We start from the raw sequence: 12891 nt of genomic DNA on the forward strand, positions 1-12891 counted from the left end.
ACCCTGGATTGATCATGAAGTTGACGCCGGAGCCGATCTTCACCGGGCCGCCAACTTCATGATCAACGGAGTGGACCGGCGGGTGGGACGCGCAAGGGGCACGCCGGTGGGCCGGCGTGCCCCTTGCGGTGGTACGGGTGGATCACATGTTGGCGACGTCGGACTGCTTGGCGCGCACCGCCTCGGCGGCCTCCTTGAGGCTGGCCAGCTCGTCGGCGTCCAGTTCCGTCTCGACGACCTTCTTGACGCCCTCGGCGCCGATCTCCGCCTCGACGCCCAGGTAGACCCCGGAGATGCCGAACTCGCCGTCGACCCAGGCGCAGACCGGCATGACCTCGCCGGAGTCCTCCGCGACGGCCCTGGCCATCCGCGCGGCGGCGGCGGACGGGGCGTAGTAGGCGGAGCCGGTCTTCAGCAGCGCGACCACCTCGGCGCCACCGTTGCGGGTCTTGACGACCAGCTCCTCGATCTGCTCGGCCGGCATCACCTCGCGCAGCGGCCGGCCGCCGACGGAGCTCTTCGACGGGACCGGGACCATGGTGTCCCCGTGCGAGCCGAGAGTCAGGGTCTTCACCGACTTCACCGGTACCTGGAGCGCCTCGGCGACGAAGTTGGTGAACCGGGCGGTGTCGAGCATGCCGGCCTGGCCGAGCACCCGGTTACGCGGGAACTGGGTGGCGAGCTGGGCCAGCGCGGTCATCTCGTCCAGCGGGTTCGACACGACGATGACGACGGCGTTCGGCGCGTACTTGGCGACGTTCTCGGACACCTGACGGACGATCTTGGCGTTCGTCTCCAGCAGGTCCATCCGGCTCATGCCCGGCTTGCGGGGCAGTCCGGCGGTGATGACGACGACGTCCGAGCCCTCGATGGCCTCGTAGCCCTCACCGTTCGGGCCGGTGGTGGCCCCGACGACCTTGGTCTCGAAGCCCTCGATCGCACGCGACTGGTTGAGGTCCAGCGCGAGACCCGCCGGCTTGCCCTCCACGATGTCGGTGATCACGACGGTGTCGAAGACGTCGTACTCGGCCAGGCGCTGTGCGGTGGTGGAGCCGTAGAAGCCGGCCCCGACGACAGTGACCTTCTTACCCATGGTCGTCCCACTCCCTGATACCAGTCGGTTTTCCGGACCGTATCAGCCATCCTGGCACCGGTCGGGCCAGGGGCGGCGGGCATCGGCCGGATGGGGCGAACGTCACCGTCGACCGCTTGCGGCAGCGTCAGTCCCGTTCGGCCCGCTCGACCACGTTGGTCAGCAGCATGGCCCGCGTCATCGGCCCCACCCCGCCGGGCATCGGCACGAGCTTTCCGGCCACCTCGGCCACCTCCGGGTCGACGTCGCCGGTGTAGCGCCCCTTGCCATCCGCCCCGATGACCCGGGTGATGCCGACGTCGACCACGGTCGCGCCGGGCGTGACCATCTCGGCGGTGAGCAGCCCCGGCACCCCCGCCGCGACGATCACCACGTCCGCGGCCCGGGTGTGCGAGGCAAGGTCCAGGGTGCCGGTGTGGCAGAGGGTCACCGTCGCGTTCTCGCTGCGCCGGGTGAGCAGCAGGCCGAGCGGCCGACCCACGGTGTTGCCCCGGCCGACCACCGCCACCTTGGCGCCGCGCAGCGGCACGTCGTGCCGGCGCAGCAGCTCGACGATGCCCCGTGGGGTGCAGGGCAGCGGACCGTCGTAGCCGAGCACGAGGCGGCCCAGGTTGACCGGGTGCAGGCCGTCGGCGTCCTTGTCCGGGTCGATCATCTCCAGCGCCCGCTGGGTGTCCAGGTGGGCCGGCAGCGGCAGCTGGACGATGTAGCCGTGGCAGGCCGGATCGGCGTTCAGCTCGGTGAGAACCTCGTCGACCTGCTCCTGGGTGGCGTCGGCGGGCAGCTCGCGGCGGATGGAGGCGACCCCCACCTCGGCGCAGTCCCGGTGCTTGCCGTCGACGTACGCCTGGGAGCCCGGGTCGGCGCCGACCAGGACCGTGCCCAGGCCGGGGGTGATGCCGCGCTCCGCGAGCGCCTTGACCCGTGTCCGCAGCTCGTCCTTGATCTCCGCCGCGGTTGCCTTGCCGTCCAGGATGGTCGCCGTCACCACCTGATCGTCTCATGGGGGTGTGCTCGTCCGGCGGGGGGTCCGTCGGGCCGCCTGCGCCAGGTTGTGGTTTCCGGTCGCAGAAATGCCCCGGTACGCCGCAAACCGCGACGGTTGAGGCCCGCCCCGACGTCGGGGCGGGCCTCAACCGTCGCGCTCAGTGGAAGAAGTGGCGGGTGCCGGTGAGGTACATGGTCACCCCGGCCTCCTTGCAGGCGGCGATGGTCTCCTCGTCACGGACGGAACCGCCGGGCTGCACGATGGCCCTGACGCCCGCCTCGATGAGGATGCGCGGGCCGTCGGCGAACGGGAAGAACGCGTCCGAGGCGGCCACCGCGCCCCGGGCCCGGTCCGCACCCGCCCGGTCTACCGCCAGCCGTGCCGAGTCGACCCGGTTGACCTGGCCCATGCCGACCCCGACCGAGGCACCCTCCTTGGCCAGCAGGATCGCGTTGCTCTTCACCGCTCGGACCGCCCGCCAGGCGAAGACCAGGTCGGCCAGGGTGGCCGGGTCGGCCGCCTCGCCGGTGGCCAGCCACCAGGTGGCGGGGTCGTCGCCTTCGGCGTCGACCCGGTCCCGCCCCTGCACCAGCACACCGCCGGAGACCTGGCGCCACTCCGTCGCCTGCGGCGCGGACCGCGGGGCGCGCAGCAGCCGGACGTTCTTCCTGGCCTGCAGGATCTCGACGGCACCCTCGTCGTAGCCGGGGGCCACCACGACCTCGGTGAAGACCTCCGCGACCTGCCGGGCCATCGCCACGCTCACCGGGCGGTTCACCGCGATCACGCCGCCGAAGGCCGACACCGGGTCGCAGGCGTGGGCCTTGCGGTGCGCCTCGGCGACGTCGGCGCCGACCGCGATGCCGCACGGGTTCGCGTGCTTGATGATCGCCACGGCCGGCTGGTCGGGAAAGTCGTGGGCGGCCCGCCAGGCGGCGTCCGCGTCGACGTAGTTGTTGTAGGACATCTCCTTGCCGTGCAACTGCTCGGCCTGGGCCAGCCCGGACGGGCCGGCCGGGTCGGCATACACGGCGGCGTCCTGGTGCGGGTTCTCGCCGTAGCGCAGCACCGCCTGCCGGCGCAGGGCCAGCCCGGCGAAGCGCGGCCACCGCTCACCCTCCGGGGTGAACTGCCGCGCGAACCACTCGGCGACCGCCACGTCGTACTCGGCGATGTCGGCGAAGGCGCGGGCGGCGAGCGCCCGCCGCTGGGCCAGCGTGAAGCCGCCCTCGGCGAGCGCGGCCAGCAGTGCCGGGTACGCCGCCGGGTCGGTCACCACCGCCACCGAGGCGTGGTTCTTGGCGGCGGCGCGGACCATCGCCGGACCGCCGATGTCGATCTGCTCGACACACTCGTCCTGGCCGGCGCCGGAGGCGACGGTGGCCTGGAACGGGTAGAGGTTGGAGACCAGCAGGTCGACGCCGGCGATGCCGTGCTCGTCGAGCTGGCGGGCGTGGGCGTCCTTGCGCAGGTCGGCGAGGAGACCCCCGTGGATCTTCGGGTGCAGCGTCTTGACCCGGCCGTCGAGAATCTCCGGGAAGTCGGTCACCTGCTCCACCGGGGTCACCGGCACGCCCGCACCGGAGATGGTGGCGGCGGTGCTGCCGGTCGAGACGATCTCCACCCCGGCGTCGTGCAGCGCCCGCGCCAGCTCGACCAGCCCGCTCTTGTCGTAGACGCTGACCAGTGCCCGCCTGATGGGGCGGCGCTCGTCCTGAGTGGCACTCACTCCGACCGTGACCTTCCTTCCGGTGATCGTCCAACCTTCACGGACCAGGCGACCGACCTGCTCGACGAGCTGGCGCCGCTCGGCCTCCTTGATGCGCTCGGTGAGCGTCTCCTCGTCGTCGTCGTCCCGCACCGGCACGGCGACCTGGGCGACGATCGGGCCGGTGTCCGTCCCGGCGTCGACGAAGAAGAGGGTGGCCCCGGTGATCTTGACGCCGTACGCGAGGGCGTCCCGGGGACCGTGGATGCCGGGGAACGCCGGCAGCAGCGTGTTGTGCGTGTTCAGGTAACGGCCCCCGAACGTGGCCAGGAAATGGGGACCGGCCAGTTTGAGGAAGCCGGCCGAGACCACCAGGTCGGGCCGGTGTTCGGCGACCCGCGCGGTCAACGCCCGGTCCCAGTCCTCCCGGGTGCGGTGGTCCCGCACCCGTTCCACGAAGGTCGGCACCCCGGCGGCGGCGGCCCGGTCCAGGCCGGCGATCCCGTCCCGGTCGGCGCCGACGGCGACCACCTTCGCCCCGTACGCCGGGTCGGCGGCGGCGTCCAGCAGCGCCTGGAGGTTGCTGCCGGAACCGGAGACGAGGACGACGAGGCGGGCGGCGGGCGCGGGCTCGGTCACCGGGCCAGCGTATCGGGCAGGTCGGCACACCCGGCGTTCGGGCGGTGGCGATCCGGGTGACCACGAATGTGGCACGTACGCGATACGCTGCCGGTCGCTCGGTGACGGGTGTACGCCCGACGCCGCACCCTTCACGGATGAACAGGCACGACAGTGCCACAAAAGAGGAGTTTTCATGCAGCCCGGTCAGCCGAACCCTGCGCAGCAGCCGATCAACAACAACATGACGATGTCCATCGTCGCCATCTTCCTCTTCTGGCCGCTGGCGATCCCCGCCATCATCAACGCCTCGAAGGTCAACCCGCTGCTGCAGCAGGGCGACTACGCCGGCGCGCAGGCGGCGGCCGCCGAGTCGAAGAAGTGGTCGAAGTGGGCCATCATCATCGGTGCCGTCTGGCTCGCGATCGTTCTGGTCTGCTGCCTCGCCGGTGGCCTGGCCGGCATGATGAACGGCTCCAGCGGCAGCCAGTACTGACGACCAGCGATCGAGGAGCACCGTCGACATGCAGCCCGGACCCCCCGGACAGGACCCGTACGGTCAGCAGCCCCCGCACGACCCGTACGGTCAGCAGCCCCCGCACGACCCGTACGGCCAGCCCGCCCCGGGCCAGCCGGCGGACCCGTACGCCCAGCCGCCGCAGGCGCCGTACGGTCAGCCCGCCCCGGGCCAGCCGTACGGGCAGCCGGCGGATCCGCACGCCCAGCCCTACGGCCCGCCGACGCACCCGGGCGCCGGGTACCCGCAGCCGGCCGGGCAGCAGAACACCCTCGGCCTGGTGTCGATGATCCTGGGCATCGTCTCGATCCCGATGCTCTGCTGCTTCTCCCTGGGCATCCCGCTCGGCATCGCCGCGGTGGTCACCGGCTGGATGGGCAGGCAGAAGGCGGCCCAGGGGCTGGCCAGCAACGGCGGTCAGGCCAAGGCGGGCCTGATCTGCGGCGCGGTCGCCGTCGGGTTGGGTGTGCTCGGGCTCATCGTGAACCTCGTCGTCGGTTTCGACGGCCTGCCGAACCGGTTCTGAGGCGGACGGCACACCGAACCGGTTCCGAACGACGACCGCGACGGGCGACCCGGCAATGCGCCGGGGCGCCCGTCGGGTTTCCGGGCACGATCCGGGCCCCTGCGCGGGCGGCCTTCCGCCCCGCCTCGGTCGGGGTCAGCGGCGACCGAGCAGCTTGCCGGCGGCAGCCCCGAGCAGCGCACCGACGGTCACCACGGCGGTCGCCACCAGCCCCACCTGCCAGACCACCGGGCCGATCTCGGCCAACCGGCCGTTGCCGAGCGGGCCACCGGAGAGCCCGGCGGCCAGGGCGGCGAGCAGGCCCGCGACCGGGCCGGCGAACGCCGCCGGGCCGAGCAGCGCGGGCCAGCCCGGCTCCGCCCGCTCCTCGCCGGTCGGACGGGACAGCCGGCGGGTGAGCAGCCAGCCGGCGGCCATGCCGGCCAGCACCGGCACCGCGAGCAGAGCGGCCCCGAGACCCTCGACCGGGCCGCTCGGCAGCCCGGCGAGCAGCGGTACGGCCGGCAGGGCGCCCACCGTCACCTCGCTGGTGCGCACCGCCGTGCCGGTGCCGACGGCGAACCCGGGCCCGAGCAGGTAGGCGGTCGACCAGACCGTGGCGTTCGGCGCGTAGGCGAGACTGACCAGGGTGATGCCGGCCTGCCCGGCCACCCCCGTGCGGTACGCCCCGATCATGTCGGCCGCGTCGCCCCCGCCGGTCGCCACCGCCAGTCCGGCCGCCCCGGCTCCCGCGCCGAACAGCAGCAGCCCGGCCACCAGTCCGGTACGCACCCCGTCGCGCACCGGGCCGGGCGCGTGCTCGGCGAGCAGGCCGGCGACACCGGTGGTGCGCACCGCCCCGGCCAACGCGCCCAGCACGCCGACGAGCGCGAAGCTGACGCCGGCGCGGACCGGCGACACCCCCAGGCCGCTTCCGGAGCCGACCAGCAGCGCGGCGAGGACGCCGAGCAGCGCGTACCCGATGCCGACGGCGACCGCGGCGGTGAGTGCCTGCCGTGGGGAGCGTCGGCCGCGCGCGCCCATGGCCCGGGTGGTGTGCACCCCCGCGCGGGTCAGCCGCCAGAACACCAGCACGGTCAGCGCCAGCGGGACCAGACCGAGCGGGCCGGCGGTGGTCTGCAACGGAACGCCGTGGCCGAGCAGCCAGCCGGCCAGCCCGGCGCGCAGTGCGCCCGGCAGCGTGGCAGAGTCCTCGCTGAGCTGGGCCAATCCCAGCACCAGGGCGACCGGCAGGTACGACGTGACGGCGGCCCAGACGGCGGCGACGCCGGCCGCGACCGGCAGCGGCGCCCGGCCCCGGGACGACTCGGGGTGGCGGGGAGACGGCACCCGGGAACCCGCCGTCGGCCGGTCGGGCGGACGGGCGTCGGCGTGCACGCCGGCAGGACGGCGGGGCTGATCAGGGGTGACCGAGGACATCGGGTCTACTCTGGCACGCCGGAGGGATGCCGGCTGCCCGGTGGGGCCGCCCGGTAGCCGGCGAGTTCCCTGATCCACCGGTTCCGGGCCCCGATCCGGTTTAGCCTCGGCGCAGGACGCGACCGACGTCGCGGCACCGAGCGCTGGGAGGAAGCCGTGACCACTCCGTACCCGCCGACCCCGCCGCCACCGGCGGCTGGCAGGGACCGCACCACGCTGTGGGGCGTCCTCGGCATCGTCCTGGGCTTGATCTGCTGCGGCATCCTGGGCATCGTCTTCGGCTACCTGTCGATCCGGGATGCCAAACGGTACGGGCAGTCGCCCCTGCTCGGCTACCTGGCCATCGCCTTCGGCGTGATCAACATCATCGGCACCGCGATCTGGCGAGCCACCGGTACGTATCCGCTCTGGGACAACCGCTGAGGGGGCCGACCGTCACCGGCCGACCCCCTCGACATCCCGTCCCGTCCGCTCAGCGGCCGGCTGGTCCGTGTCCGTCCGCTCAGCGGCCGGACATGATCTCCCGCATCAGCTTGGCGGTCTCGGTCGGGGTCTTCCCGACCTTGACGCCGACGGCCTCCAGCGCCTCCTTCTTCGCCTCGGCGGTGCCCGCCGAGCCGGAGATGATGGCACCGGCGTGGCCCATGGTCTTGCCGGGGGGCGCGGTGAAGCCGGCGATGTAGCCGACCACCGGCTTGGTGACGTTGGCCTTGATGAAGTCGGCGGCCCGCTCCTCGGCGTCGCCGCCGATTTCGCCGATCATCACGATCGCGTCGGTCTCCGGGTCGGCCTCGAACGCGGCGAGGGCGTCGATGTGGGTGGTCCCGATGATCGGGTCACCGCCGATGCCCACGCAGGTGGAAAAACCGATGTCACGCAGCTCGTACATCATCTGGTAGGTCAGCGTGCCGCTCTTGCTGACCAGGCCGATCCGGCCGGTGCCGGTGATGTCGGCCGGGATGATGCCGGCGTTGGAGGCGCCCGGCGAGGCGATACCGGGGCAGTTCGGGCCGATGATCCGGGTCTTGGCCCCCTTGGCCACGTTGTACGCCCAGAACGAGGCGGTGTCGTGCACCGGCACGCCCTCGGTGATCACCACGGCCAGCGGGATCTCCGCGTCGATGGCCTCGACCACCGCGCCCTTGGTGAACTGCGGCGGCACGAAGATGACGGTGACGTCAGCCCCGGTCTCCTTCATCGCGTCCGCGACGGAGGCGAAGACCGGCAGCTCGGTGCCGTCGAAGTCGACGGTGGTGCCGGCCTTGCGCGGGTTGACGCCGCCGACGACGGTGGTGCCGGCGGCGAGCATCCGCCGGGTGTGCTTCATGCCCTCGGAGCCGGTCATCCCCTGGACGATGACCTTCGAGTCCTTGGTCAGCCAGATCGCCATTGTCAGACCCCCGCAGCCGCCAGCTCGGCGGCCCGCTCGGCCGCGCCGTCCATGGTGTCGACCCGCTGGATCAGCGGGTTGTTCGCGCCGTCGAGGATCGCCCGACCGGCCTCGGCGTTGTTGCCGTCGAGCCGGACGACGAGCGGCTTCGTGGCCTTCTCGCCGCGCTGCTCCAGCAGGGCCAACGCCTGCACGATGCCGTTGGCCACGGCGTCGCAGGCGGTGATGCCGCCGAAGACGTTGACGAAGACGCTCTTCACCGACGGATCGGAGAGCACGATCTCCAGGCCGTTGGCCATCACCTCGGCGCTCGCGCCGCCGCCGATGTCGAGGAAGTTGGCCGGCTTGACACCGCCGTGCCGCTCACCGGCGTACGCGACCACGTCGAGCGTCGACATGACCAGGCCCGCGCCGTTGCCGATGATGCCGACCTCACCGTCGAGCTTGACGTAGTTGAGGTCCTTCTCCTTGGCGGCCTGCTCCAGCGGGTCCACCGTGGCCTGGTCGACCAGGGCCTCGTGGTCCGGGTGCCGGAAGCCGGCGTTCTCGTCGAGGGTGATCTTGGCGTCGAGCAGCAGCAGCTTGCCCTCGCCCGTCTTGGCCAGCGGGTTCACCTCGACCAGCGTGGCGTCCTCGGCCACGAAGGCCTGCCACAGCCCCACGGCGACCTCGACGACCTGGTCGGCGACCTCGGCCGGGAAACCGGCGGCGGCGACGATCTCGCGGGCCTTGGCCTCGTCCACGCCCTTGACGGCGTCGATCGGGGCCTTGACCACCTTGTCCGGGGTGTCCGCGGCGACCTGCTCGATGTCCATGCCGCCGGCGACGCTGGCGATGCAGAGGAAGGTGCGGTTCGCCCGGTCGAGCAGGTAGGAGAAGTAGTACTCCTCGGCCACGTCCGCGGTCACGGTGATCATGACCTTGTGGACGGTGTGACCCTTGATGTCCATGCCGAGGATGTCGGTGGCCCGGGCCACCGTCTCCTCCGCGCCCTCGGCCAGCTTGACGCCGCCGGCCTTGCCTCGGCCGCCGACCTTCACCTGCGCCTTGACGACCACCCGACCGCCGAGGCGTTCGGCGATCGCGCGGGCCTCCTCCGGGGTAGTGGCGACGCCGCCGGCGAGCACGGGCAAGCCGTGCCGCTCGAACAGGTCCCGCCCCTGGTACTCGTACAGGTCCACGATTGCGCGTCCCGTCCCGTCTCCGCGGCGCGCCGTCGCGCCGCCACCAGCGTTGTGGAAACTCCGTTGACGCCCGTCATCAGTTCAAACAGGTCGTCGGCCGCAGCCTAGCGAGAAGAGGACCGGCGGCAACCGAGCGGGTGCGTGGTGTGCGGTAATGCACAGCGCGCCGCGCGCGACGCGCCGGCGCTCGGCGTTCGGCCGCACCGGCTGCCGAAGATCCCGGAAAAGGGGCGTAACCCCCTGCTGGGGGCGTCGTTGAGTCTGATGTCGGAGCGCTGATGGCGCGACGGCGGGAGCGGCCGATGCCCTGTCGGTCGAGGGGTGGCGGCGGGGCATCGTGCATAGAAGGGCCGGGCGTGTGAGGGGTGCGTCCGGCCCTTCCCCCTGCCCGCATCCGTTTCCGGGTCGCACACCCGGCGCGTTGCGTCGGGTGGCCAGCGTTGGCGGGGTGGCGAGGCGTCAGGCGACGGCCTGGGCGACGTTGGCCCGGACCCAGTCGACGATCGACTGGGTGGTCGCCCCCGGGGTGAAGATCTTCGCGACGCCGAGCTGTTCCAACTCGGGAATGTCGGCGTCCGGGATGATCCCGCCGCCGAAGACGACGATGTCCCGGGCGTCTCGCGCTGCGAGCAGCTCCAGCACCCGACGGAAGAGCGTCATGTGCGCGCCGGAGAGAACGGAGAGCCCGACCGCGTCGGCGTCCTCCTGGATGGCGGTCTCCACGATCTGCTCGGGCGTCTGGTGCAGGCCGGTGTAGATGACCTCCATGCCGGCGTCGCGAAGGGCGCGGGCGACGACCTTGGCGCCGCGGTCGTGGCCGTCGAGGCCCGGCTTGGCGACGACGACCCGGATACGAGAGCTCATCAGCGCACACCTTCCACGGGCTCGCGGCTACCACCTGAACGAACGGTAACCCGACGGCGGGGGGACGGAGAAACCGGCCCGCCGCCCTATCGCCCGAGCCCTCCGTACGGAAGCCGGACACCTCCGCCGAACGGTCACTGTACGCAACTTACGGGCAGTCAGGGGGACAGCCGTACGGCGAGCCGAGGCGTGACAATGTCGGACAGAAAGGGACAGAAAGCCGCAGCGGTTCGGCGCTTCCGCTTGTGACGGGGGCGGCGGAGGGCTAACGTGTCCACGGTTGTCATCAGGTCCACCGACGGGTGACGACGCCGCCAACGGACGTTCGACCGCACTTCACCGAACGGCCCGACTCGGCATCGGATCCCCGACAACGGAGGGTGTGCGTGCGCCAGCGCCTGTCGTCTGAGCCCGATAGATATCGTGGCCGCCGCCGTGTACCCACCCCCCCACGAAGCCGCTACGCGGCGGTCGTCACCACCGCCTTCGTGGGAGCCGGCATCGTCGCCCTCGGCGCGAACGCCCTCCCCGACAGCAAGAGCGTGAACCCGTCGGTACTCGACGAACTGAAGCAGGCTTCGGTCACCAGCCAGGACGCGGCGGCCCGCGCCGAGGCCGCCGACCGCGCCAGCCGGGACACCGCCCGGGGCGGCAACGGAGCCTCCACCGAGGCGGACCCGTGGCTGCTGCCCCTGCAGGGCTACGACTTCAACTCCCCGTACGGGATGCGCTGGGGCAAGCTGCACACCGGCATCGACCTGGTCGCGCCGGAGGGCACCCCGTACGTCGCGATCCACTCCGGCACCGTCACGAAGGCCGGCTGGTTCGGCGGCTACGGCTACGCCGTGATCGTCCAGCACCCCGACGGCAGCGAGGCCATCTACGGCCACTCCTCGGAGGTCAGCGTCCGGGAAGGGCAGCAGGTCAAGGCCGGTGACCAGCTCGGCCTGGTGGGCAACACGGGCCACTCGTACGGCTCCCACCTGCACCTGGAGATCCATGTCAAGGGCGAGCCACTGGACCCGGTGCCGTGGCTCCAGGAGCGCGGAGTGGACATCAAGCTGCAAGTCGAGGCATATTACAGCGAAGCAGCGGCTTCCTGACGCTGCGTGTCGCCCGTTGACCGCCCGGATCGAACGATCCGGGCGGTTTTTCGTGTCCGCAGGTCAGCTACGTCACAACAAGAGGTGTGACCGACACCACCGCACACTCTGCCCGGAAATGCCGTCACCCATGGTGACAGACCCGCAAAACGGGCGGGCCGTCGCAGCCGGCACCGACCGCCGTCCGTACCCGGTACCCACCGGCGGTCCGGGTGACACCCAGGATGGGCCGGTCCCCGCCCGCCGAGTGTGTGAAGGTCCGACGTGCAGGAAGACAGCAGAACCGGAAAGAGAACGATCCCGGCCGCACCGGCCCGGCACCGGCGCAGCCGCCGCGGCGGTCGCGGCGGTCGCGGCCTCATCGTCGGCGCGGTCGCTCTGGTCGGCCTCGGCGTCGCCGGTGCCGCGACGGTCGCGTTCGACTCCGCCGACACCCCCACCGCCACCACCGTGTCGCTCGACGCCCGGGCCCGCGCGGAGGCCGTCGACCAGGCCGACCGCTCTGCCCGGGAGGCGACCGTGTCGCTGAGCCCGCCGGCCGCCCCGATCCCGACGGCGGCGAGCCCGAGCGCCAGCCCGTCACCGACGGCCACGAAGAAGGCCACCACCGCCCGACCCACCCCGAAGAAGTCCCGCAAACCGACGCCGAAGCCCGCGCCGTCGTGGGTCATCCCGATGAAGGGCGCCCAGGTCACCTCGTGCTACGGCCCCCGCGGCGGCACCCTGCACGCCGGCATCGACTTCGCGATGCCCGCCGGCACCCCGGTCCGGGCCGCGTTCGGCGGCACCATCGAGAAGGCCGGCGACGTCGGCGACGGCTACGGTATCTCCGTGGTGGTCAACCACGGCAACGGCTACCTGACCCACTACGCCCACCTGAGCGCCGCGAAGGTGAGCGTCGGCGACCGGGTGGCCGCCGGCCAGGTCATCGGCCTGGAGGGCTCCACCGGCGACTCCACCGGCCCGCACCTGCACTTCGAGGTGCACCAGGGCCAGATGTGGAACCAGATCGACCCGGCACCGTTCCTACGCGCCCGGGGCATCGACGTCGCCTGCTGACCGGCACCCCGCCGGCCGATACGGTGGCGGCCGGGCGACTCGACACGCCGGGGCCGCGACTACTGGGCCGTCAACGATGATCGGGCTTGCTGGCAGGCGCTGTCAGAGCTTGTCGATCGGGGCGTGCCGCAGCACCAGCCACAGGGCCTGGTCCCCGAAGTCGATCTGCGCCCGGGCACCCGGGCCGTGCCCCTCCACCGCCAGCACCCGCCCCAGCCCGTACCGCTGGTGGTTGACCCGGTCACCGACCGCGACCTTCGGCGCCTGCCGCAGGTCGCTGGCGGTGGCCAGCCGGCTGGCGTCCACCCCGAGGCGCTGGGCGAGCTGGGTCGCCTTCGGCGTACCCCCGACGAAGCCGCCACGGCCGCCGGGCGAGCGCTCCGCGCGGCCCCCGACCCCGCCGCCCCCACCGGCCCACGAGG

Annotated in this window: 12 protein-coding genes and 2 pseudogenes; 5 read left to right on the forward strand and 9 right to left on the reverse strand. The window is 72.4% G+C overall.

From position 1 onward, the window contains the following. Positions 1–142 precede the first annotated feature (142 nt). The 4 genes and pseudogenes from E1182_RS23960 to purN all read right to left on the reverse strand — a co-directional run. Positions 143–1093: a malate dehydrogenase gene (locus tag E1182_RS23960; RefSeq protein WP_132269207.1), complete on the reverse strand. Its 951-nt coding sequence runs from the start codon at positions 1091–1093 to the stop codon at positions 143–145. Between the two features lie 127 nt (positions 1094–1220). After that, positions 1221–2081 carry a bifunctional methylenetetrahydrofolate dehydrogenase/methenyltetrahydrofolate cyclohydrolase gene (locus E1182_RS23965; RefSeq protein ID WP_132269209.1) on the reverse strand — a complete coding sequence of 287 codons (861 nt, stop codon included), beginning with the start codon at positions 2079–2081 and terminating at the stop codon, positions 1221–1223. Positions 2082–2238: 157 nt separating this feature from the next. Next, on the reverse strand, positions 2239–3810 hold the full coding sequence (gene purH / locus E1182_RS23970) for a bifunctional phosphoribosylaminoimidazolecarboxamide formyltransferase/IMP cyclohydrolase (RefSeq protein WP_207921492.1): 1572 nt from the start codon (positions 3808–3810) through the stop codon (positions 2239–2241). Continuing rightward, positions 3811–4428 (reverse strand): annotated as a pseudogene (gene purN / locus E1182_RS31740) (phosphoribosylglycinamide formyltransferase); the annotation flags it as partial. A gap of 175 nt (positions 4429–4603) precedes the next feature. Here purN and E1182_RS23975 point away from each other — a divergent pair. Continuing rightward, a complete protein-coding gene (locus E1182_RS23975; RefSeq protein ID WP_132269213.1) occupies positions 4604–4903 on the forward strand; it encodes a CD225/dispanin family protein in 300 nt (99 codons plus the stop codon). A gap of 28 nt (positions 4904–4931) precedes the next feature. Then, positions 4932–5450: a DUF4190 domain-containing protein gene (locus tag E1182_RS23980; protein ID WP_132269215.1), complete on the forward strand. Its 519-nt coding sequence runs from the start codon at positions 4932–4934 to the stop codon at positions 5448–5450. Positions 5451–5585: 135 nt separating this feature from the next. Here E1182_RS23980 and E1182_RS23985 read toward each other — a convergent pair whose 3' ends face one another. Further along, positions 5586–6869, reverse strand: a complete 1284-nt coding sequence (locus E1182_RS23985) for a DUF6350 family protein (RefSeq protein ID WP_132269217.1) — start codon at positions 6867–6869, stop codon at positions 5586–5588. Between the two features lie 156 nt (positions 6870–7025). Between E1182_RS23985 and E1182_RS23990 the strand changes: the two genes are divergently transcribed. Beyond that, complete coding sequence (locus E1182_RS23990; RefSeq protein WP_132269219.1) at positions 7026–7292, forward strand: DUF4190 domain-containing protein; 267 nt, start codon at positions 7026–7028, stop codon at positions 7290–7292. Between the two features lie 79 nt (positions 7293–7371). On the opposite strand, the gene sucD is transcribed toward E1182_RS23990, so the two are convergent. The 3 genes from sucD to E1182_RS24005 all read right to left on the reverse strand — a co-directional run bounded on the left by sucD (position 7372) and on the right by E1182_RS24005 (position 10307). Next, positions 7372–8259 carry a succinate--CoA ligase subunit alpha gene (gene sucD, locus E1182_RS23995; protein ID WP_132269222.1) on the reverse strand — a complete coding sequence of 296 codons (888 nt, stop codon included), beginning with the start codon at positions 8257–8259 and terminating at the stop codon, positions 7372–7374. Between the two features lie 2 nt (positions 8260–8261). Next, positions 8262–9440 (reverse strand): ADP-forming succinate--CoA ligase subunit beta, encoded by a 1179-nt coding sequence (sucC, locus tag E1182_RS24000; protein ID WP_132269224.1) that lies wholly within the window; start codon positions 9438–9440, stop codon positions 8262–8264. Positions 9441–9902: 462 nt separating this feature from the next. Further along, positions 9903–10307, reverse strand: coding sequence for a cobalamin B12-binding domain-containing protein (locus E1182_RS24005; RefSeq protein WP_132269226.1), 405 nt, complete (start codon positions 10305–10307; stop codon positions 9903–9905). 386 nt (positions 10308–10693) lie between these two features. Here E1182_RS24005 and E1182_RS24010 point away from each other — a divergent pair, with 386 nt between their 5' ends. Together E1182_RS24010 and E1182_RS24015 are read left to right on the forward strand one after the other, a co-directional pair. After that, positions 10694–11410 (forward strand): M23 family metallopeptidase, encoded by a 717-nt coding sequence (locus E1182_RS24010; RefSeq protein WP_132269228.1) that lies wholly within the window; start codon positions 10694–10696, stop codon positions 11408–11410. Positions 11411–11674: 264 nt separating this feature from the next. Continuing rightward, positions 11675–12469, forward strand: coding sequence for a M23 family metallopeptidase (locus E1182_RS24015; RefSeq protein WP_132269230.1), 795 nt, complete (start codon positions 11675–11677; stop codon positions 12467–12469). A gap of 102 nt (positions 12470–12571) precedes the next feature. Here E1182_RS24015 and E1182_RS24020 read toward each other — a convergent pair. Beyond that, positions 12572–12891: pseudogene (locus E1182_RS24020) on the reverse strand (ATP-dependent DNA helicase PcrA); the annotation flags it as partial.

Source organism: Micromonospora sp. KC721 (assembly GCF_004348355.1).
GTDB lineage: Bacteria > Actinomycetota > Actinomycetes > Mycobacteriales > Micromonosporaceae > Micromonospora.

Bases quoted from the DNA above. Each gene is read 5' to 3' on its own strand.
- E1182_RS23980 (WP_132269215.1), top strand. From the start codon at position 4,932: ATGCAGCCCGGACCCCCCGGACAGGACCCGTACGGTCAGCAGCCCCCG.
- sucD (WP_132269222.1), bottom strand. From the start codon at position 8,259: ATGGCGATCTGGCTGACCAAGGACTCGAAGGTCATCGTCCAGGGGATG.
- E1182_RS23975 (WP_132269213.1), top strand. From the start codon at position 4,604: ATGCAGCCCGGTCAGCCGAACCCTGCGCAGCAGCCGATCAACAACAAC.
- E1182_RS23960 (WP_132269207.1), bottom strand. From the start codon at position 1,093: ATGGGTAAGAAGGTCACTGTCGTCGGGGCCGGCTTCTACGGCTCCACC.
- E1182_RS24005 (WP_132269226.1), bottom strand. From the start codon at position 10,307: ATGAGCTCTCGTATCCGGGTCGTCGTCGCCAAGCCGGGCCTCGACGGC.
- E1182_RS23985 (WP_132269217.1), bottom strand. From the start codon at position 6,869: ATGTCCTCGGTCACCCCTGATCAGCCCCGCCGTCCTGCCGGCGTGCAC.